General features: G+C 76.0%; 10 protein-coding genes. 4 read left to right on the top strand and 6 right to left on the bottom strand.

Annotation, left to right across the window (positions count from 1 at the left end; genetic code table 11):
- Positions 1–17: 17 nt before the first annotated feature.
- From ACQP2H_RS12905 to ACQP2H_RS12890, 4 genes are read right to left on the bottom strand one after another with little or no spacing between them, the layout of a single operon-like run.
- A complete protein-coding gene (locus ACQP2H_RS12905; protein WP_433232947.1) occupies positions 18–5495 on the bottom strand; it encodes an SDR family NAD(P)-dependent oxidoreductase in 5478 nt (1825 codons plus the stop codon).
- 56 nt (positions 5496–5551) lie between these two features.
- Positions 5552–9106, bottom strand: coding sequence for an amino acid adenylation domain-containing protein (locus tag ACQP2H_RS12900; RefSeq protein WP_433232945.1), 3555 nt, complete (start codon positions 9104–9106; stop codon positions 5552–5554).
- 58 nt (positions 9107–9164) lie between these two features.
- Entirely contained in the window at positions 9165–12335 is a 3171-nt protein-coding gene (locus tag ACQP2H_RS12895; RefSeq protein ID WP_433232943.1) for a thioesterase domain-containing protein, read from the bottom strand.
- Positions 12332–15868: a beta-ketoacyl synthase N-terminal-like domain-containing protein gene (locus tag ACQP2H_RS12890; RefSeq protein ID WP_433232941.1), complete on the bottom strand. Its 3537-nt coding sequence runs from the start codon at positions 15866–15868 to the stop codon at positions 12332–12334. The genes ACQP2H_RS12895 and ACQP2H_RS12890 overlap by 4 nt, the downstream gene beginning before the upstream one ends.
- A 632-nt stretch (positions 15869–16500) precedes the next feature.
- Between ACQP2H_RS12890 and ACQP2H_RS12885 the strand changes: the two genes are divergently transcribed.
- Both ACQP2H_RS12885 and ACQP2H_RS12880 read left to right on the top strand, forming a co-directional pair.
- A complete protein-coding gene (locus ACQP2H_RS12885) occupies positions 16501–17115 on the top strand; it encodes a methyltransferase domain-containing protein (RefSeq protein ID WP_091239114.1) in 615 nt (204 codons plus the stop codon).
- Between the two features lie 150 nt (positions 17116–17265).
- Positions 17266–17871: a class I SAM-dependent methyltransferase gene (locus ACQP2H_RS12880; RefSeq protein ID WP_219460876.1), complete on the top strand. Its 606-nt coding sequence runs from the start codon at positions 17266–17268 to the stop codon at positions 17869–17871.
- A gap of 24 nt (positions 17872–17895) precedes the next feature.
- Here the strand turns inward: ACQP2H_RS12880 and eccB are convergent, their stop codons facing one another.
- Entirely contained in the window at positions 17896–19281 is a 1386-nt protein-coding gene (gene eccB, locus ACQP2H_RS12875) for a type VII secretion protein EccB (RefSeq protein ID WP_357533898.1), read from the bottom strand.
- Positions 19282–19475: 194 nt separating this feature from the next.
- Here eccB and ACQP2H_RS12870 point away from each other — a divergent pair, with 194 nt between their 5' ends.
- Together ACQP2H_RS12870 and ACQP2H_RS12865 are read left to right on the top strand one after the other, a co-directional pair.
- Positions 19476–20189, top strand: coding sequence for a spermidine synthase (locus tag ACQP2H_RS12870; RefSeq protein WP_357017926.1), 714 nt, complete (start codon positions 19476–19478; stop codon positions 20187–20189).
- 204 nt (positions 20190–20393) lie between these two features.
- Complete coding sequence (locus tag ACQP2H_RS12865) at positions 20394–20573, top strand: hypothetical protein (protein WP_208566388.1); 180 nt, start codon at positions 20394–20396, stop codon at positions 20571–20573.
- A 336-nt stretch (positions 20574–20909) separates the two neighbouring features.
- On the opposite strand, the gene ACQP2H_RS12860 is transcribed toward ACQP2H_RS12865, so the two are convergent.
- A complete protein-coding gene (locus ACQP2H_RS12860) occupies positions 20910–21230 on the bottom strand; it encodes a DMT family transporter (RefSeq protein WP_208566389.1) in 321 nt (106 codons plus the stop codon).
- Positions 21231–21486 lie beyond the last annotated feature (256 nt).

Raw genomic sequence — 21486 nt, 5'->3', positions numbered from 1 at the left:
TCTCCTGTTTCTCGACGTCAGGCGCGGGGTAGCCGCGGGATGGCGGGGATGGTGGCCGGCGCGGCCGGTTCGTCGGCGGCGGCGGCCCGCAGCTGGGCGATGCGCTCGGCCAGGCCGGCCACGGTGGGGGTCTCGAAGAGGCTGCGCATCGGCAGCCGGACCCCGGTCGCCTTGCGCATCGCGGCGATCAGCTGCACCGCGACCAGCGAGTTGCCGCCGAGGGCGAAGAAGTCGTCGTCCACCCCGACCTCGGCCACCCCCAGCCCGTCCCGCCACACCCCGGCAATGGTGATCTCCAGTTCGGTACGCGGGGCCGCCGAGCCGCCCCCGGTCGCCGCCGGAGCGGCTGCCGACGGCTCCGGGTCCTGCTCCAGGCTGTCCGTGGTGACCCGGGAGGCCCGCCGTCGGATCTCCTCGACCGGGCGGGTGGCGATCACCACCTGCGCGCCGAGACCGGCGGTGAGGCTGCGCCGGAACGCCTCCGCGCCGTCGACCGGGCGGATGTCCTCGGTGAGCGCCCCGGCCGCCGGCTCGACCGGGCCCGCGTCGGCGGTGCCGGTCAACCCGCCGGTGACCGCGCCCTGGTCGACGCGGCGCAGCACGAAGTCGCCGATCGCGACGAGTTCCCGGCCCTCGGTGTCGGTCAGCGACAGGTCGGCGGCGACCACCTCGTCGGTGGCGCTGGCCCGGTGCCGCAGGTGGCTGTGGAACACCGCCGGCAGCGGCCCGCGCACCACGATCCGCCCGTACGACAGCGGCAGGTAGGTGCCGTCGCCCTGGCCCCGGCCGAACGCGGTGGCCACGTCCAGCAGCGCCGGGTGCAGCCCCCACGCCGGCAGGTCGGCCCGGACCGGCTCCGGGGCCTCGATCCGGGCCAGTTCCTCGCCGTCGCCGAGGCGGTGCTCGGTCAGCGAGGCCCAGCGCGGGCCGAAGGTCAGCATGCTGGTACGGCCCCGACCGAACGAGGCGTCGTCGTCGACCCGCCGGCCGTCGACCACCGGCACCCGGGCCGCCGGGGCGGCCTCGACGACCCAGCCCGCCGACCCGCGCACATGGGTGCGGAGCTGGCCGGCGGCGAGGCTGCGGACCGCGAAGTCGACGCCCTCCTCGGCCGGGGTCAGCTCGACCCGGTACTGCGCGACGGTGCCCTCGGGCACCGCGAACGGCTCCAGGAACACCACGTCGCGCAGCTCCACCACGGCCTGCGGGTCGTGGGTGGGCACCCCGGCGGCCACCGCGGCCCGCACCGACTCCAGGTGGGCGGTGCCGGGCACCACCGGCACCCCGCCGATGCGGTGCTCGTCGAGCAGCCAGTGGGTGCCGGCGGAGACCAGCCCGTGCAGCACCGTCGACTCCGGGCCGGTCACCTTCGTGGTGAGCACCGGGTGGTCCACCGGCGTGGTGACGGTGTCCCGGCCGGCGGCCCGGAACGCGGCCGGCGCGGCGGTCTCCACCGCCATGCCGACCTCCGCCCAGCCACCCCAGTTCTGCGACAGCACGGGGGCCCGGAAACCGACGCCGGAGCGGGCGAACGCGTCGAGGAAGGCGTTCGCCGCGCAGTAGTCGACCTGGCCGAACCCGCCGATCACCGAGGTGATCGACGAGCAGAGCACCACGAAGTCCAGCGGCAGGTCACCGAAGACCTCGGCCAGGGCGAGGGTGCCGGTGAGCTTCGGGGCGAGCACCCGCTCCGCCTCGGCCCGCTCCTTCACCTCGGCCATGCCGCCGCCGGGCAGACCGGCGGCGTGCACGATGCCGTCCAACCCACCGAACTCGGCCTCCACGGTGGCCCGGACCCGACGCAGGTCGGCCGGGTCGGTGACGTCGGCGGCGAGCACCCGCACCGTCGCGCCGGCCGCCTCCATCCGGCGGATCGCCGCGATCGCCCGGCCGGCCCGGTCCGCGCCGCCGTGCACCGCCAGGTGGTCGTCCCACCGCTCACGCGGCGGCAACCCGGACCGGGCCAGCAGCACCAGCTTCACCCCGGCCCGCCGGGCGAAGTCCTCGGCGAGGGTGACGCCGATGCCACCCAGGCCACCGGTGACCAGGTAACGGCCGCCGTCGCGCAGCGCCCCCGGCTCGCCCTCGGCGGCCACGGTGACCTGCTCGTAACCGGTCACCCAGCGGCGGGTGCCGCGCAACGTCAACTCCGCCCGCTGCGGGTCCACCGGGCGGCGCAGTTCGGCGGCGAGCGTCTCGACCCCGGGGTCCGCCGGGTCGGCGTCGACCAGCCGTACGGCCAGGCCGGGCAGTTCGGCCGGCAGCACCCGGGCCAGACCGGCGAGGGTGGCGTGCTCGGGCCGGACCAGGTCGGCACCGGTGACGTCGCCGACGCCTGCGGTGACCAGGTCGAGGGTGAGCGGCTGCTCCCCGGCGGTCGCCCCCGCCCCGGCGAGCGCCTGCACCAGATGCAGGGCGTCGAAGAAGCCACGCTGCTGGGCGTCCCAGGCGGCCGTCGCGTCGAGCCCGGCCGGCGGGCCGTCCAGGGCGAAGGCGTGCACCAACCGGTCCGGCACCCCGCCTGCGGTCAACGCCGCGACCAGCGCGTCGTGGTCCTCGCGGTGGCCGGGGCGCAGCCGGTACCCGTCGTCGGACGCCGTGAACGCCGCGCCGGGGCGTACCACGACCGGGTCGTCACCGGCGGTCCGCAACGCGGCGACCAGGGCGTCCGCGCGCGGACCGGCGGCGAACACCAGGCAGCGGCCCGCCGGCACGGTCGCCGGGTCGGCGGCGGCCTGCCGCCACACCGGCACCGCGAACCACTGCGGCAGCGCACGCGGACCGGTCTCCGCCGGCACGTCGGCCACCGCCACCACCGGGTCCGGGTCGACCCAGTAACGCCGGCGCTCGAACGGGTACGTCGGCAGCGGCACCCGCCGGGCGGCCGGGTCGGCGTCGAGGCGCACCCCGACCCCGGCGCACCACAGCGCGGCGGCGCTGGTGAGCAGGGCGGCCAGGTCACCGGCCGGCTCACCGGGGCCCGGCAGGCTGCCCAGCGGGGTCAACGCCCGCTGCTGCGGGGAACCCTTGGCGACCTGCATCCGGGCCAGGTTGGCCAGTTGCCGGCCCGGCCCGCACTCCAGCAGCGCCCAGGTGCCCGCGCCGAGCAGGGTCGCCACGCAGTCGCCGAAGCGCACCGGCTGACGCAGGTGCGCCGCCCAGTACGCCGGGTCGGTGGCCTGCTCGGCGGTGATCCAGGTGCCCGTCACGTTGGACAGGAACGGGATGGCCGGCGCGCGCAGCGGCACCGTCGCCATCAACGCGGTGAACTCCGCCAGGATGGGGTCCATCATCGGCGAGTGGAACGCGTGCGAGGTGCGCAGCTGCTTGCTCTTGTTCTTGCCGCCGAGGCTGTCGGCGAACGCGGCGACGGCGGCGCTCTCGCCGGCCACCACGCAGGTGCCGGGGCCGTTGACGGTGGCGATGGCCAGCCCCTCGGGCAGCCGGGCGGCGACCTGCGCCTCGTCGAGCGAGACGGCCAGCATCGCCCCGGCCGGCATCGACTGCATCAGCCGACCCCGGGCGGCGACCACCCGCAGCGCGTCGGGCAGGCTCAGCACCCCGGCGACGGTGGCGGCGACGTACTCGCCGATCGAGTGGCCGATCATCGCCGCCGGGCGGACCCCGGCCCGCTGCCAGAGCAGCGCCAGGGCGTACTCGACGACGAACAGGGCCGGCTGGGTGTAGCGGGTCTCGGTGAGCTTCTCCGCCGCCTGCGGGTCGCGGCCCAGGATCAGCTCCCGCAGGTCCAGGCCCAGCTCCGGGTGGAGCAAGGCGGCACACTCGTCGACGGTGGCGGCGAAGGCCGGCTCCTCGGCGTAGAGCTGCGCGCCCATCCCGGCGTACTGGGCGCCCTGGCCGGAGAAGAGGAACGCGGTGCGGGGCGCGGCACCGTCGACCACCCCGGACTGGCGGCGGCGCGGGGTACGCAGCGCGGTCACCGCCTCGGCCAGGTCGGTGGCGACCACGGCCACCCGGTGCGGGTACTCCTGGCGGCCCACCCGCAGCGTGTGCGCCACGTCGGCCAGCAGCTCCGGCCCGCCGTCGCTGGTCGCCGCCAGGTGGTCGGCGAGCCGGGTGACGGCGCTGTCCAGGGCCGACGCCGTCTTCGCCGACACGTGCAGCAGCTGCGCCGGCCGGACCCGCCGGTCCGTCCGGTACGCCGCCGGCGCCTCCTCGAGCACCACGTGCGCGTTGGTGCCGCCGATGCCGAACGAGCTGACCCCGGCCCGCCGTGGCCCGCCGTCGGTGTCCCACTTGGTCAGGGTGTTCGCCACGTAGAACGGGGTGTCGGCGAAGTCGATGCCCGGGTTGGGCGTCTCGTAGTTGATCGTCGGCGGGATCAGCCCGTGTTCCATCGCCAGCACCGTCTTGATCACGCTGACGATGCCGGACGGCTGGCTGAGGTGCCCGATGTTGGACTTGACCGAGCCGATGCCGCACCAGCCCCGCTCGGCGGTGTCCCGGGTGAACACCGCCGACAGCGCGGCCACCTCGATCGGGTCGCCCAGCGCGGTGCCGGTGCCGTGCGCCTCGACGTAGCTGATGGTGCGCGGGTCGATCCCGGCCATCCCGACCGCCTGGGCGATCGCCTCCACCTGCCCGTCGACGCTGGGGGCGGTGAAACCGACCTTGCCGGCGCCGTCGTTGTTGATGGCGTTGCCCAGCACCACCGCACGGATCGCGTCGCCGTCGGCGATCGCGTCGGAGAGCCGCTTGAGCAGGGTCACCCCGACACCGCTGCCCCAGACCGTGCCGTTGGCCCCGGCGTCGAAGGGGCGGCACCGGCCGTCGGGCGAGGTGAAACCGTCCATGCCCAGGTAGCCGACGTGCGGCAGCTCCACGTTGACGCCACCGGCCAACGCCATGTCGCACTCGTGGTTGCGCAGCGCCTCGCAGGCCAGGTGGAAGGCGACAAGCGAGGTGGAGCAGGCGGTGTGCACGGTCAGGCTCGGCCCCCGCAGGTCCAACCGGTACGACACGTTGGTCGCCACGTAGTTCGGCGAGTTGCCCGTGGCCAGCGAGACCGCCCCGTGCGGGTTGCCGCCGACCCGCTTGTTGCGCAGCACGTACCGGTGCAGGTAGGTGTTGCCGCCGGTGCCGGCGTACACGCCGACCGCCCCGGGGTAGCGGGCCGGGTCGTAGCCGGCGTCCTGCAACGCGGTGTAGCAGCTCTCCAGGAACAGCCGGTGCTGCGGATCGGTCACCTCCGCCTCGCGGCTGGTCATCCCGAACAGCCCGGCGTCGAAGGTGTCGTACCCGTCGATCAGCGGGGCCCGGCTCACCCAGCCCGGGTCGTCGACCTCGTCGGTGGTCGCGCCCCGGGCGAGCTGCTCGTCGCGGCTCAGCTCGGTGACCGACTCGACGCCGTCGACCAGGTTGCGCCAGAACTCGCCGACGTCGGCGGCACCCGGCAGCCGGGCGGCGAGCCCGACGATGGCGATGGGTTCGATGCCGTCGTCGGAGGGCGGCGCGGTGTCGATCTCGTTCTGCATCGGGGTAGTCCTTTGTCGCAAGGTGCCGCCCGCAGGCGGTGGGGAGGAATGCGGCGTCACGGCTGGTGCGGTCGGCGAGGCGGTGGGGTACGACGGGTCCGGCCACGCCGGGCGGCGGCGCGCAGCGCGGCGCGGGCCAGCTCGGGTCGGTCGGCGGCCCCGTCGAGGCTGGCGGCGAGCGCCCGGACGGTGGGGTGCCGGAACAGGTCGAGCATGGTGATCGACCGGCCGGTCGCGGCGGTGAGCCGGGCGTGCACCGCGGCCAGGGCCAGGGAGTGCCCGCCGATGTCGAAGAAGTTGTCGGCGACCCCGACCCGGTCGCGGTCCAGCACCTCCCGCCAGATGCCGGCGATCAGCTCCTCGGTTCCGGTCAGCTCGTCCGGACCGGTCGGCACCGGCGCGACCGGGGCCGGTGCGGTGGCGGCCACCGTCATCGCGCCGAGCGCCGCCACCCGTACGGTGGGCCGGGGCAGCGCCACGGCGACCGTGTCGGCCGGGCTGTGCGGGTCGGCGGCGAGCGCGCCGACCAGGTCGACCAGGTCGGCCAGGAGCGCGTCGATCCGGTCGGCGTCGAACAGGTCCGGGTTGTAGACGACGTCCACCCCGCACCGGCCGTCGCGCTGCACCACGTAGACGGTGACGTCGAACGGGGAGCCCGGCTTGGGCACCGGGACCACCTCGCCGGTCAGGCCGGTCAGCGCCAGCCGGGGCGGGGCGAAGTTGAGCACGTTGAACAGCACCTGCACCAGCGGGGCCCGGGAGGTGTCCCGCCCCACCCCGAGGGTCTCGACGAGCTTCTCCAGCGGTGCGCCCGGGTGGGCGGTCGCCTCGTGCAGCTCGGCGGCGCACCGGTCGACCAGTTCACCGAAACCCACCCCGCCGGCCGCGCCCGGACCGCCGGCACCGCCGGCCCGGCCGGTGCGCAACCGCACCGGGACGGTGTCGATGAAGAAGCCGACCACGTCGTCGAAGGCGGCCAGCCGACGGTCGGCGACGATCGCCCCGACCACGTGGTCGTCGCCGCCGGTGAGCCGGCGCAGCAGCTCGGCGAAGCCGGCCAGCAGCACCGCCGCGACGGTGCCGCCGCGCCGCCCGGCCAGGTCCCGCACCGCCCGGTCGGCGGTGGCGGACAGGGTCACCGCCGCCTCCGCCCCGGCGTACGTCTGCACCGCCGGGCGGGGGCGGTCGCGGGGCAGATCCAGCACGGTCGGCACGCCCCGCAGGTGCTCCGTCCACCAGGTGAGGTCGGCGGGGCCCTGCCGGCGGTCCCGCGCGTCGCGCCACACCGCGTAGTCGGCGTACGAGGCGGACAGCGGCGGCAGGGCCGGCGGCGCACCGGCGACGGCCTGCGCGTACCCGGTGGCCAGGTCGGCGTAGAGGACCGCCTCGGACCAGCCGTCGAAGACCGCGTGGTGCATGGTCATCGCCAGCACGTGCTCGTCGGGGCCGAGCCGGTAGACGGTCACCTGCCAGGGCGGCCCGGTGGCCAGGTCGAAGGCGTGCGCGGCACCGGCGGCGAGCATCCCGGCCAGCTCGGTCCCGGCGTCGGCGCGACCGGTCAGGTCGACCACCGGCACCGCCACGTCGGTCGGTTCCTCGCAGACCGCGTAGGGCACCCCGGCGTTCTGCGGGATGCGCCAGCGCAGCACGTCGTGCCGGGTGGCCACGGCCCGCAGCGCCGCCCCGAGCGCCCCGGTGTCCAGCGGGCCACGCAACCGGTGCGCGACCGCGATGTTGTAGGGGGCGCTGGAGGGGGCGAGCTGGTCGACGAACCACAGTCGGCGCTGCGGCGGGGACAACGTCGGCGGGTTGCCGGTGGTCAGCCCGTCGGCGTCGGCGGGCGCGGCGGCCCGCAGCCGGGCGGCCAACGCGGCCGGGGTGCGCCCGGCCAGCACGTCCCGGGTGTCGACGTGCCGGCCCAGCTCGGCGCGCAACGCCGCGACCAGCCGCATCGCGGCGACGGAGTTGCCACCGGCGGCGAGGAAGTCGGTGTCCGGGGCGGGTGCCGCGCCGAGCAGCCGGGTCCAGACCCGCCGCACGACCCGCTCGACCGGGTCGGTCGGCTCGTCGGTCGGCCCGTCGGCGGGGACGACGGTCAGGGCGGCGTCGGCCAGCGCCCGCAGCGCCGGCCGGTCCAGCTTGCCGGTGATGGCGCTGACCGGCAGGTCGTCGCGGCGCAGCAGCCGCGCCGGCAGCATCGCGGCGGTCAACCGCCCCCCGGCGTACGCCCGGACGGTGTCGTCGTCGGGCGCGGTGGCCGGGGTGAGGAATGCGACCAGTTCGGTCCCGGCCGGGCCGGGCACCGCCTCCACGGCCACCCGGTCGACGCCGGGCACCCCGGCGAGCACGGCCTCCACCTCGCCCAACTCGATGCGCTGGCCCCGGATCTTGACCTGCCGGTCGGCCCGGCCGAGATAGACGATCCGCCCGTCCTCGGCCTGCCGGACCAGGTCGCCCGTGCGGTAGAGCCGCTCGCCGGGCAGCCCGGAGAACGGGTCGGGGACGAACCGGTCGGCGGTCAGGCCGGGCCGGTTGAGGTAGCCGTCGGCCAGCCCCGGCCCGCCGATCAGCAGCTCACCGGTCTGCCCCGGCGGCACCGCCCGCAGCGCGTCGTCCACCACGTACGCCCGGTGGTTGGGCAGGGGCCGCCCGATCGGCACCGGGTCGGTGTCGGCGGCGGTCAGCTCACCGCTGACCGCCAGCACGGTGGTCTCGGTGGGGCCGTAGCCGTTGAGCAGCAGTCGTCCCGGCGCCCAGCGGGCGGCCAGCTCGGCGGGGACGGCCTCGCCGCCGCAGAGCACCGTCCGCCAGCCCGGCACCCGGGCCGGGTCCAGCATGGACAACACGGTCGGGGTGATGAAACCCCAGTTCACGTCGTGGGCGACGATGAACCGGGCCAGCCGGTCCGGGTCGGAGCGGTCGTCCACGCCGAGCAGCTGCACGCTGCCGCCGAGCAGCAGCGGGACGAACAGGTCGATGCTGGCCGCGTCGAAGCCGAGCGAGGCGATGCCGAGGCTGCGCACCCCGGCGTCGGCGGCGCTGAGCGCGGCGCAGCCGGTGACGAACTCGACCACGTTGCGGTGGGTGGTCAGCACCCCCTTGGGTCGGCCGGTGGAACCCGAGGTGAACAGCACGTACGCCGGGTCGCCGGCCCGCGCCGGGCAGGGTGCCGACGGGGCCGGGCCGGTGGCGGTGACCACCTCGACGCCGGGGGTGTCGGCGAACTCGACCGCCGCCGCGTCCCCCACCACCAGCGTCACCCCGGCGTCGGCGGCGATCTCCCGCAGCCGCTGCCGGGGGCCACCGGGCTCCAACGGCACGTAGCAGCCCCCGGCGAGCAGCACGCCCAGCACGTCGACCACCAGGTCGGGCCGGCGGTGGGCGCAGATCCCCACCCGGGTCTGCCGGCCCACCCCCCGGGCCCGCAGCGCGGCGGCCAGGCCCGCCGCCCGACCGACCAGCTCCCGGTAGGTGAGCCGGTCGTCCCACTGGCGCACCGCCACCGCGTCCGGGCAGCGGGCCGCCCGTTCGGCGATCAGCTCGGCCAGCGTCCCGTCCGGCCAGGGCAGTGCTTCCCCGGTGACGGCACTGATGGACAGGATGTCGGTCACGTCGCTCCCCGTACGGTTGCTGGTGCGGTACGCCCCACCGGGCGGACGGTGTGCCGGTTCACCGGTCGTCCCGGGCGGTGTCGTCGACCACGTGCAGGCGCAGTTCGCTGAGGTACCGGCGGCCGGCCGCGTCGGGCACCCAGGCGTCGTCCGGGCCGGGCAGCATCTCGCTGACCGTCAGGGAGACCCCGGGGCCGTCGCCCATCCGGGCCGCCCGCACCATGGCGCAGAACATGTTCGCGAAGGCCGGGCTGCTCAGGTCGGCGTAGCAGGGTTTGGTCTCGCTGCCGAGCTTGACGTAGACCTGCTCGGGCAGGTCGAGGCGGCGTCGCCAGGCCCGCACCGCGAGGAACCGGTCACGTTCCCCGGCGGCGTCGGCCAGACCGCTCTCCCCCACCGTGGTGCGCCAGGTCCGCCGGGCCACCACCAGCCGGTCGATGGTGACCCGGGGGGTGTACGGGGCGGCGGCGACCAGCTTGAACCCGTCCACCGCGTGGGCGCTGAGCAGTTCACCGAAGACCTCGGTCAGCGGCCAGCTCTCGCCGTCGGCGGCGGTGGCGACCAGCTGGCCGTCCCGCTCGGACACGGTGAGCGCCACCGTGGGCAGCACCCGGGCCGGGTCGGCCCCGGGCGCCGCCGCGAAGGCCAACTGCCGGTCGCTGGGCCCGGCGAGGGCTTCGGCGGTGCGGCTGGTCCGCCGTGGCCAGTCGGTGGGGTACAGCAGCCGCAGCCGACGCCCGCCCAGGTCCGTGGTGAGGGCGTCCCGCAGCCGTTGTGGGTCGGGGTGGGCCGGGATGAACACCTCGCAGTCGAAGGACGCCCACGCGGCGTGCAGTTCGCCGAGCACGACGGTGTACTCCCCGCGCGCCAACGCCTCCGCGTCGGACGCGCAGAGTTGCAGGTCGGGGCTGTGCAGGACGGCCTTGGACCAGTGCGCCGGGGCGGCCGGGAAGACCTCGTCGACGCGGTCGGCGAGATCGGCGGCGGCGAGGCGCACCTCCCGGGTACCCGGTGGCAGCCCGGCGAAGCCGAACAGTCCCGCCCAGCGGGCGGCGAAGTCGGCGGCGACCGCGTCGACCGGGCGGTCGCCGGCACCCCAGAACAGTCCCTGGGCGAGGTACCACAGGTCGGCCAGGGAGACGGGGGCGTCCCCGGTCTCGCCGCGCAGTTCGTCGTACAGTTCACGGAACACCCGGTCGTACGCCTGCGCCAGGGCGGCCACCATCCACCGGGCGGCCCGCAGCAGCACGTCGAGCGGCGCGGCCAGGTCGGCCAGGAACGGGGCGCCGAGGGTGACGTCGAGATCCCGGGCGGTGTCCTCGTGGCAGAGGGTGCGGCCGGCGTACATCCGGCCCTCCCGACGTCGGGGCGACCGCCCGGTCAGTTCGGTGAAGGTGGTGTCGAGGGCGTCGAGGGCGTCGCCCAGGCGGTGCGGGTCACCGGCGGCTGCGGCGACGGCGTCGCGGGCGGCCGTCAGCCGGTCCAGCCCGGACCGGGCGGCCAGCCGGGCCGCCGGATCGCCGATGGCGTCGATCCGGGCGCGCAGCACCTCCTCCGCGGCCGGGCTGACCGGCAGGGCCGCGTCCCAGGTGAGCAGCTCCCGTTCGACGAGCCGGTCGAGCAGGGTGTAGCCGTCCTCGGGCCGGCGCAGCCCGATGGCCGGGTCGGCGACCAGCTCGTGGGCGGGGCGGTGGCCGTCGACGGCGGCCAGCAGCGCGGCCTCCACCGGGGACAGCGCCACCGGTGGTTGCCCGGGGCGCAGCACGCTGCGGTCGCGCACCGCGACCTGCGGGGCCAGCACCGGCGGCCACCAGCGCCGGACGGCGAGTTCGGCGCCGATGCACTCGGCGTACTCGTCGAGCGCCCACGACTCGAACCGGACCCACCGTCGCCGGGTCAGTTCCGGGCCGACCCGCAGCCGGGCGGTCTCCGGCTGCGCCGGGTCGACGGTCACCCAGCAGCTGGGGCCGAAGAAGCCGACCGTCTCGTTTTTGCCGCAGTACCGCTGCCAGTACTTGAGCAGGGCCCGTTCCCGGTCGCGACGGCGCACGTTGCGGGGCGCGTCGGGACCGCCCCGGACCAGCCCGTCGAAGGCCACCAGCGCGCCCCGGTTCTGCCAGGTCACCGCCTCGCGCACCAGCGAGTCGGCGGCGAGTTCGGTGAACCGCTGCCCGGCGGCGCGGACGGCCTCGTCGAACTCCTTGTCGAAGCGTTCGACGCCGCTGCCGGTGGCCAGCAGCTCGTCGGCGAGCGCGGCGGCGGCCGGGGCGGCGAACAGGACGAGGCCGTCGGCCGGGAAGCCGGTGCTGCGCAGGATCGCGTCGCGCCACACCGACCAGCCGGTGTCGCCCAGCGGCACCCGGTGGTCGGCTGGCCCACCCGTGCCGGGTGCCGGCACCGCCGCGACGGACCCCGGGGCGCGGCCGGCACCGACCGAGGCGACCCGGCCGGTCTCGGTCTCGGTACGCGGGGCACCGGGGGTGGTGGGCGGCGGGGAGCCGAGGGCGGCGGTCAGGTCGGCGCGGATCAGACCGAGCAGGTCGGGCAACCGGTCGTGCAGGAAGAAGTGCCCGCCGTCGAGTTCGTGCAGGGTGAAGCCGGCTGCGGTGTGCCCGGCCCAGCCGGCGCTGTGCTCCCGGCTGACCGCCCGGTCGGCCCGGCCGCCGAACGCCACCACCGGCACCGGCAGCGGCGCCTCGGGGACGTACCGGTAACTGTCGACCCGGCCGAAGTCGGCGCGCAGCAACGGCAGCAGCAGCTCCACCAGTTCCGGGTGGTCGAGCAGGCCGGCGGGCAGGCCGCCGCCGTCGGCGAGCCGGCGCAGCAGTTCGTCGTCGGCCACCTGGGACAGCCCGTCGAAGAGACTCGCGGCGGTGACGTGCGGGGCGCGGGCACCACCGACGTAGAGCCGTAGCGGCAGCTCACGGCCGGTGCGGCGCAGTTCCCGGACCACCTCGAAGCCGAGCCGGCCGCCCATCGAGTGCCCGTAGATCGCGTACGGGCGGTCGGCCCGGTCGGCGACGGCGGTGGCCACCTCCGCGACGGTGAAGGCGGCGTCCTCGCTGATCCGGTTCTCCCGGCCGGGCAGCTGCACGGCCAGCACCTCGACGTCGGGGCCGATCTCCGCCGGCCAGCGGCGGAAGGCGCTGGCCCCACCCCCGGCATACGGCAGGCAGAACAACTGCACCGGTGCCAGGGGTCGGCTTCCGGGCGAGACGAACCAGTTCACCGTGCGCCTCTCTGCGGTGGATCGATCCAGTGCCGCCGGCGCTGGAAGGGGTAGCCGGGCAGCCCGGTGCGCCGCACGACGCCCTCCGGGTGCAGCGCGGCCCAGTCGACGTCCCGGCCGGCCACCCACCCGGCGGCCAGGTCCCGCAGTGCGCCGGGCGCACCGGCCACGGTGACGCCGGTGGTGAGCAGTTCGTCCAGCCCGGCGATCGCCTCGGTCAGGTCGGCGGCGACGACGGCGGCCCGCCGGCCGAAGGAACGCCGGCCCAGGGCCAGGGTGGCGGCCACCTCGGACAGTTCCGGCCCGGTGCCGGCCAGGTGGGTACGCAGCCGGGTCAACGCCGCGCGCAGCGCCTGCGGGGTGCGCGCCGACACCGGCAGCAGCCAGGACCGGGGGGCCGCCGGCTCGGCCGGTGCGACCGGGGGCGGCTGTTCCACCACCACGTGCGCGTTGGTGCCGCCGAGGCCGAACGAGCTGACCCCGGCCACCCGGCGCGGCGCATCCGGCCAGTCCCGGGCCTTGGTCGGTACGTAGAACGGGCCCCCGGCCAGGTCGATCTCCGGGTGGGGTCGGGTGAAGTGCAGGTTCGGCGGGATCACCGCGTGCTGGACGGCGAGCACCGTCTTGATCAGACCGGCGATGCCGGCCCCGGCGTCGAGGTGACCGATGTTGGTCTTCACCGAGCCGAGCGCGCAGGACTCGGCGGGGGCCGCCCCGCCGTACACCTCGTGCAGGGCGGCGACCTCGATGGCGTCGCCCAGCGGCGTACCGCTGCCGTGGGCTTCGATGAAGCGGACCTCGCCGGGGGCGACCTCGGCGGCGGCCAGGGCGTTGGCGACGGCGGCGGCCTGCCCGGCGGGGCCGGGCACCGCGAACCCGGCCCGGTCGGGGCCGTCGTTGGTGACCGCCCAGCCGGGCAGGACGGCGTAGATGCGGTCCCCGTCGGCCTGGGCGTCGGCGAGCCGACGCAGCGCGACCACCCCGACGCCGGAGCCGAAACCGGACCCCTCGGCGGCCTCGTCGAAGGCGCGGCAGCGGCCGTCCGGGGAGGCCAGCCCGCCGGGGGTGGCCCGGTAGCGGGGCCAGGTGACGCTGACACCGCCGGCGAGGGCGATGTCGCACTGGTAGTCGGCGAGGCTCTGGGCGGCGAGGCAGACCGCGACCAGCGAACTGGAGCAGGCGCTCTGCACCGCCACCGCCGGCCCGGTCAGCCCCAGCCGGTACGCGACCTGGCCGGGCAGGTGGTCGGTGGCCTGCCGGCCGATCAGCCGGGCCTCCCAGTCGTCCGGGTCGACGTCGCCGACCACGGCCGGGTTGTCCATCAGGTGGAACAGGAAGTAGCGGTTGGCGGAGGTGGCCGCGTAGACGCCCACCAGGCCGGGGAAGCGGGTCGGGTCGTGCCCGGCGTCCTCCAGCGCCTCCCACGCGGCCTCCAGGAAGAGCCGGTGCTGGGGGTCGGTGCGGGCGGCCTCCTCGTCGCCCATGGCGAAGAACTCGGCGTCGAAGTCGGTGACCCCGTCGAGCCGGCCGCCGGCCCGCACGTGCCGGGGGTCGGCGCGCAGTCGCGGCCCGATGCCGAGGGCGTCCAGTTCGGCGTCGGTGTGGTCGTGCATCGAGTCCACGCCGGCGCAGACGTTCCACCAGAAGGTCGCCGCGTCGGGTGCGCCGGGGAACCGACCGGCGAGCCCCACCACCACGATCTCGTCGCCGGTGTACTCGCGGGCGGCGACCGGCGGGGTGGCCGGGGTGGGCAGGGTCGGCGCGGGGGCCGCCGCGGTGCGTACCGCCGCCTCGGGCGGGTGCAGGCCGACGGCCGGGTGGTCCCCGTCGAGGAGGCGGGCCTGCGTGGCGATCGTCGGGTGGGCGAACAGCCGCACCATGGGCGGCATCACCCCGAACCGCTCGGCGATGCGCTGCTGGACCTGGCCGAGCAGCAGCGACTGCCCGCCGGCGTCGAAGAAGTTCTCCTGCCGCCCGATGGCGCTGCGGCCCAGCACCGCGCACCAGATGTCGTGCACGGTGCGCTCGGTGGCGGTGGTGGGCTCCTGCCCGGCGGGGACCTCGGGGGTCGGGTCGGGCAACGCCCGCTCGTCGATCTTGCCGGTGACGGTGAGTGGGAACGCGTCGAGCACCAGCACGGCGCGGGGCAGCGCGTGTTCCGGCAGCCGCCGGGCGAGGGCGGCGCGCAGGGCCACCGGGTCGAGACCACCCTCGGCCGGCACGGCGTACGCGAGCAGTTCGCCGCCCCGGGCGATGGCGCGGACGGCGGCGACGCCGGGCTGGTCGGCGAGGACCGCCTCGACCTCGGTCAGCTCGACCCGGAACCCGCGTACCTTGACCTGGCGGTCGAGCCGGCCGAGGCAGACCAGCTCACCGCCGGGCAGCCTGGCCCCCAGGTCACCGGTGGCGTACGTGGGCATCCCGTCGGGGTCGACACCGAACCGGTCGCTCGACTGGCCCAGGTATCCGGGGGCGAGGTGCCGGCTGCGCACCACGATCTCGCCGGAGTCGGCCAGCCGCAGTGTGTAGCCGGGCAACGCCGTGCCGATCGGCAGCGGGCCGGTGGCGGCGGGGGCGGCGGGGGCGGCGGGGGCGGCGGTGGCCAGCGGCAGCGCGTACCGGGCGGCGAAGGTCATCTCGGTGGCGCCGTACCCGTTGACCAGGACACAGTCCGGGGCGAACCGGTCGCGGCCCCGGGTGGCGTCGGCGTGGGTGGCCTGTTCACCGCCGAGCAGCACCACCCGCACGGTGTCCAGCCGCCGGTCGCCGAGGGTGTCGAGCAGGAACCGGTAGACGGTCGGGGTGGAGTGGTAGACGGTCACCCGGTGCCGGGCGAGCCACTCGACGGCGTACGCCAGGCCGTGCCGGCGCAGGTCGATCGGGACGAGGGCGGCCCCGGTGAGCAACGCCGGGTAGAGGTCGGGGATGGCCGCGTCGACGCTGAACGAGGCGAGCAGGCTGAGCCGGTCGGTCGGGCCGATCGCCAGGGTGTCGATCTGGTTGTCGACGACGTGCCGCAGGTTGCGGTGGGTCTGGGCGACGGCCTTGGGCGTGCCGGTGGAGCCCGAGGTGAACAGCACGTACGCCGGGCTGTCGGGGTCGACGGGGGTGGGCCGCAGCGGCGCGGTCGCGCTGTCGTCGAGGACCAGCACGCCGGTGCCGGGGCGTGCGGCGCACAGCGTGTCGGCCAGCGCGCGGTGCTCGGCGGTGCAGGCGACGACCCGCACGTCGGCGGCGACGTCGAGCAGGCGTCGGAGGCGGTCGACCGGGAACCCGGGGTCCAGCGGCACGTACGCGCCACCGGCGGCGAGGGTGCCGAGGGTCGCGGCGACGGCGGCCACGCCGTGCCCGGTGAGCAGGGCGACCAGGTCGCCGGGCCGGACACCGGCCGTGGTGAGCGCGGTGGCGTGCCCGCCGACGGTGGCGGCCAGGGCGGCGTAGCTGACCTCGTGGGTCTCGCCGAGGATCGCCGGCTGGTCGGGACGGGTGGCCGCGACCCCGGCGAACTGTTGGATGATCGTCTGTTGCGGCATGTCAGCGGGCCGGCTCGGCTCCACTGTGGGCAGGCGCGCAGGAACAGTCGATTGTGATCATGATCCCCCCCAGGACTTCACAATGGAAGCAGAATAGGGCTCGATGCGGCCGAGAAAAGATCATCGATCGGAGTCGGACCGAAGGGCCCACCGGCACCTGAAGATCGGACGGCGAAATTCGGCCGATCATCCCCCTAGCGCGAAAAGGAGTTTCAGCCTAAGCGCCTACCGGCAAGTAAATTTGCGGCAAAAGCCCCTGCAAACCGGCGATTTTCCACCGTGGACGGCACCTTAACGGCAGGTCAGGCGGGTTTCCACGACCGCCCGGCCCACGCCATCCTAGGGTCGACGGGCTGGACGGTCCCGCCCGACCGACGCCGTTCGCGCCGCCCGTCGCCCGACCCCGCCGGCCCGGAGCAGGGGCGGCGCACACCCAGGGTGAGGCCCCACGCCACCGAGCGTCACCTGGTAAGACCCGGTGCCAAACCGCCGCTCACGGGGGCTGACGATGGCCGCCCGGGTCCGTAGCATCTGTCGGGGTGCCCGCGTCGGGGTGGGCATCCGACGGCCGGCCGGGTGCCTCCGCACGCGCGCCGGGTGGCGACGTTGCGCGACGGGCAGAGAGGCCGGCGATGAGTCGAGCAGAGCAGGACACCGCGGCGGGCACCGAGGGCGAGGACTACACCCAACGGCTGCAGCGTCTCGGTGGCGCGCGCTGGAAGCAGGTGCTCGACGTGCAGGCGCCCTACCGGTGGAACCTCCAGCGGCTCGAGCTGGGGCGTACCCTCGACGTCGGCTGCGGCCTCGGTCGCAACCTGGCCAACCTGGGTGAGGGCGCGGTCGGGGTGGACCACAACCCGACGTCGGTGGCGCACGCCCGGGCCGCCGGCCTGGAGGCGTACACGATCGAGGAGTTCCACCAGTCCCCGCACGCCCGGCCCGGCGCGTTCGACGCGCTGCTCGCCGCCCACCTGCTGGAGCACCTGCCCGCCGAGGCGGCCCTGGAGGTCATCTCCGGCTACCTGCCGTTCCTGCGGTCCGGCGGCACCGCCGTCTTCATCACCCCCCAGGAGCGGGGGTACGCCAGCGACGCGACCCATGTCCGGTTCGTCGGCTTCGACGAGGCGGCGCAGGCGGCCCGCGATCTCGGCATGACGGTGGTCAAGCAGTACTCCTTCCCGTTCCCCCGGTCGATGGGCAAGGTCTTCACCTACAACGAGTTCGTCACGGTGGCCCAGCTGCCCTGAGCCGCGTCACCCACAGGTGACGGGCCAGCGGCAGGCGGACGCCGCGCGGCTCCCGCGGGCCTGCGACCGGGGGCCGCCGGTGTCGCGGGCCGGGACCCGAGCTGTCCGTGCCCGCCGCGTGGCACCCGGCAGGCCGGTTACCGTGGCGACATGACCAACCCGACCCGGTGGGCGACCGAGACCGGCCCCGAACACTCGCAGTGGTACATCGACCGGTTCCGGCGGCTCGCCGCCGAGGGTGCCGACCTGGCGGGTGAGGCCCGCCTGGTCGACGCGGTGGTGGCCCCCCGTTCGCGGATCCTCGACGCCGGCTGCGGCACCGGCCGGGTCGGTGCCGCCCTCGCCGCGCGGGGGCACCGGGTGGTCGGGGTCGACGCCGATCCCACCCTGATCGAGGCGGCCCGCGCCGACCACCCCGGGCCCCGCTGGCTGGTCGCCGACCTCACCGAGTTGGATCTCGCCGGCTCCGGCGAGGGGGAGCCCTTCGACGCCGCCGTGGTCGCCGGCAACGTGATGGCCTTCGTCGCCGCCGGCACCGAACCGACAGTGCTGACCCGGATCGCCGCCCACCTGCGCCCCGACGGGGTGGTGCTCGTCGGTTTCGGTCTCGACCGGGGTTACCGGCTCGACCACTTCGACGCCGACGTGGCCGCCGCCGGCCTCCGCCTCGACCAGCGCTTCGCCACCTGGGACCTGCGCCCCTGGCGGGACGACGCCGACTTCGCGGTCAGCCTGCTGCGCCGCCCGACCGGCTGAACCGCCCGGGGTGGGCGGAATCGGTCAGGACGGGGCGGCGACGGCCCGGGCGGCGGCCGGGTCGAGAGGGCTGCCGGCGGGGACCAGGCTGACCAGGCCGGCGGGGAGCCGGACCGGGGTGACCCCCTGGTAGCCGAGCATCCCGAGCACCTCACCGTCGGCGAGCACGTAGCGGCGGCCCAGGTCGGTGACCACGGAGACCGCACCGCCGTCCGCACCCGGCGCGGCCACCGACTCGACCACCGCGCCCCGGCCCGGCTCGACCAGCACCTGGTCCACGCGCACCCCGCCCGAGCCGTCGGCGGTGCGGGCGGCGGCCGAGAGGTCCGGCACGGTCGCGCCGACCCTGATGTCGCGGACCACGCCGTCGACGCCGACCCGGGCACAGAGCGCGCCGTCGTCCACGCCGGCCAGGCGCGGCGGGGCCGGAGGCGGCGCGGCCGGGCCCGCGGGCACCAGATCCGGCAGCTTGGGCAGCGCGGCGAACCGACCCAGGCTGACCGGGGCCGGTTCGTCCTGGCCGGTGCGGGCCATCAGCAGGGCGGCCTGGAGTTCGGTGATGCCGGCCAGGCCGGCCCGCTCGGCGACCGCGTACTGTCGGCCACCGCCGGAGTTGCGGACCAGGTAGACGTCCCCGATCGTCGCTCCGGCGACCTCGGCGGAGGGCTCGCCGAGACCGGCCACCGGGGGCGGGGCCAGGTCGACGCCCGCCGGCAGGGCGTTGAGCAACGCCGGGGCGGCCGGAACCGCGCGCTCCCGGGTGGCGGCCAGCGCCGCGAGCACCCGGGCGGTGTCGCGCAGCAGGTACCGGCGTTGGTGCCAGATCAGGTGCAGGCCGCCGTCCGGGTGCCGGACCAGGACCGCCTCCTCGGTGAGCCGCCGCCCGCCGGTCGCCTCCCGGCCGATCAGCAGGGCCGACCGGGAGGTCGCCCGACCCGCCTCCGTCGGCTCCAGCGAACACACCGTCCACGGGGCGGTGGAGAGCCGACCGGGGGCGGGCAGTGAATCCGGCGCGTCGGCGATGCCCAGTGGCAGGCCGCGCGGCACCCCCTCGATGGACCGACGCGACACCAGCACGGTGCGGGACCGGTCCGCCCCGACGATCAGCAGCGCCGACGCGTAGTTGAGCACCGGGTGCAACCTGCCGTCGCGGTAGACGAACCGGGCCCCGGACTCCTTTTCCACGACCACCGCCCCGGTGTCGCGCCAGGCCGACCCGCCACCGGCGAACAGACCGTAGAGGGCGAAGCCGCCCAGCCCGATCGCCGCGACCAGGACACTGGCCAACCCGGTGCCGGCCAACCGGCGAAACGGCGACCGCGCCGGGTCGGTCTCCCGCATGACCAGGGCGGCGACGGCCCGCTGCACGGTGAACTGGTAGGAGTGGAGCTGGTCCTGCCGCGACGGCATGGCGTCCCTTCCGCGAGTCCTCGGCGGACAGGATATGCGCTGTGTCGATGTCCCGTTGACCCTCCGTCGCCGACCGGCGGGGGCCGGGAGCCGGCCGGGGCGGACCCCGGCCGGCGGGCGTGCGCGAGCCGACACCGGTCCGAACCGGTCGCCCCGGTAGCATCCCGGCACGACGACGGTGGAAGGGTGGCCGGGTGGGCGTGCGATTCGAGGAACTGGCCTGGCGGGAGACCCCGATCGGCGCCATCAGCCTGCGCCGACGGCGCGACCCCGCACTCGACGTCGACGTGTACGAGGTCAAGCTCGACGACGAGTACCTGATGTCCAGCCTCTTTCCGGTGGCCGAGATCGAACTGGCCCGGCTGGGCCTGGCCCCGCTGGCCGACGAGCCGCTCGACGTGGTCGTCGGCGGCCTCGGCCTCGGCTACACCGCGCGTACCGCCCTGGAGGACGCCCGGGTGCGCTCGGTGCTGGTGGTGGAGACGATCGAGGACGTCATCGACTGGCACCGCCGCCAACTGCTCCCCTTCGCCGCCGGCCTCGCCCCGGACCCGCGGACCCGGTTCGTCCGGGCCGACTTCTTCGCCACCGTCGCCGCCGGCGTCGGCTTCGACCCGGACCAGCCCGGCCGCCGCTTCCACGCGGTGCTGCTCGACGTCGACCACTCCCCCCGCAACGTGCTGCACCCCAGCCACGCCGCCTTCTACACCCCCGACGGCCTCCGCCGGCTGGCCGACCTGCTGCTGCCCGAGGGGGTCTTCGCGCTCTGGTCGGACGACCCGCCGGACGACGCGTTCGGCCGGGTCCTCGCCGAGGTGTTCCCCACCTGGCAGGCGCACGTCGTCCCGTTCGCCAACCCGCTGACCGGCGGGGAGTCCGCCAACACCGTCTACGTCGCCCGGCGCTGAGCCTGCGGCGACCCGCCCGACGCCCGTCCCACCGCTGCGGCCGGCCCAGGGGCACCGGCCGCTCGGGCCCGGTCCGGCACCGGCCACGCCGGCCCACCGGGAGGTGGCGCACCGCCCACGGGACACGCGACGCGACGCCGGTCGAGGCGTACGGCGGCGGCAAACGGGAATGCCGCCCGGTCAGTGCTGTCAGAGGAGGTGGACATGCGGGCCATGCTCTTCGTCGTCGGTGTCGTCGGCGGCGCGCTCATCCTGCTCGGGCTGCTCCTGGAGGCGGTCCGCTGGCTGGCGATCATCGGTCTCGTCGCGCTGCTGGTGGTGATCGTGCTGGCGTTCCTGCGGGGACGGCAGGCGGTGCACCGGCACTCCGCAGGCCGCCGCTAGCCGACGCCGGTAACCACGCACGGACCCGGGTCCCGCCGTGCGGGCCCGGGTCCCGCCGCCTCCCCGGTGGCGTCGCACCGGCCACCGCGCCCACCGGCCACCGCGCCCACCGGCCACCGCGCCCACCGGCCACCGCGCCCACCGGCCACCGCGCCCACCGGCCACCGCGCCCACCGGCCACCGCGCCCACCGGCCACCGCGCCCACCGGCCACCGCGCCCACCGGCCACCGCGCCCACCGGGCGGCACCGGGAGGTGCCGACCCGGGCGATCCGGTGCCCACCCGCACGCACCCCGCCAGCGGCCCCGGCTGCGGGCCGGGGGCGAGGCGGCTGGCTCAGTGCGCCCCGCCGAGGTTGAGTACCACCACTCCCCCGATGATCAGGCCCACCCCGATCACCTTCGACGCGCTCAACGGCTCGCCGAGGAAGGCCGCGCCGATCGCGACGATCGCCGCGGTGCCCAGCCCCGACCACATCGCGTACGCCACCCCGACCGGGATGTCCCGGACGGCCAGCGCGAGCATCCCGAAGGCCAGCAGGTAGGCGACGGCCAGCCCCACCGTGGGCCAGAGCCGGGTGAACCCCTGCGTCGCCTTGAGCAGGCTGGTGCCGCCCACCTCGGCGCTGATCGCGATCAGCAGGAACACGTAGGCCATCTCAATCCCTCCGCTGCGTACCCCCATGATCGCGCACCGCCCCGGACGGCCCGGCGGGGTCTGACGCGGGACGGCCCGGCGGGGCCGGTCGCGTATCGGACACCGCGTAACCCGGCCCCGACCCCGACCGTCATACAGTCAGCACCGTCGTCTGGTCCGCCCGGTCGACACACCGGGACGGGCCGGTACGCCGGACCCACCCGCGCCGGTCGCGCCGGGTCCGGCCGACGTGGCGGGCCGGGCGGGTGCCGGGACC

Source organism: Micromonospora sp. CA-248260 (genome assembly GCF_050942205.1).
GTDB lineage: Bacteria > Actinomycetota > Actinomycetes > Mycobacteriales > Micromonosporaceae > Micromonospora > Micromonospora antibiotica.
The sequence above is the reverse complement of the archived record's forward strand: the minus strand, read 5'-3'. Positions and strand labels throughout refer to the sequence as shown.

Coding starts and splice junctions, on each gene's coding strand:
- ACQP2H_RS12905 (WP_433232947.1), bottom strand. CDS start 5,495: ATGCAGAACGAGATCGACACCGCGCCGCCCTCCGACGACGGCATCGAA.
- ACQP2H_RS12890 (WP_433232941.1), bottom strand. CDS start 15,868: ATGCCGCAACAGACGATCATCCAACAGTTCGCCGGGGTCGCGGCCACC.
- ACQP2H_RS12885 (WP_091239114.1), top strand. CDS start 16,501: ATGAGTCGAGCAGAGCAGGACACCGCGGCGGGCACCGAGGGCGAGGAC.
- ACQP2H_RS12880 (WP_219460876.1), top strand. CDS start 17,266: ATGACCAACCCGACCCGGTGGGCGACCGAGACCGGCCCCGAACACTCG.
- eccB (WP_357533898.1), bottom strand. CDS start 19,281: ATGCCGTCGCGGCAGGACCAGCTCCACTCCTACCAGTTCACCGTGCAG.
- ACQP2H_RS12865 (WP_208566388.1), top strand. CDS start 20,394: ATGCGGGCCATGCTCTTCGTCGTCGGTGTCGTCGGCGGCGCGCTCATC.
- ACQP2H_RS12860 (WP_208566389.1), bottom strand. CDS start 21,230: ATGGCCTACGTGTTCCTGCTGATCGCGATCAGCGCCGAGGTGGGCGGC.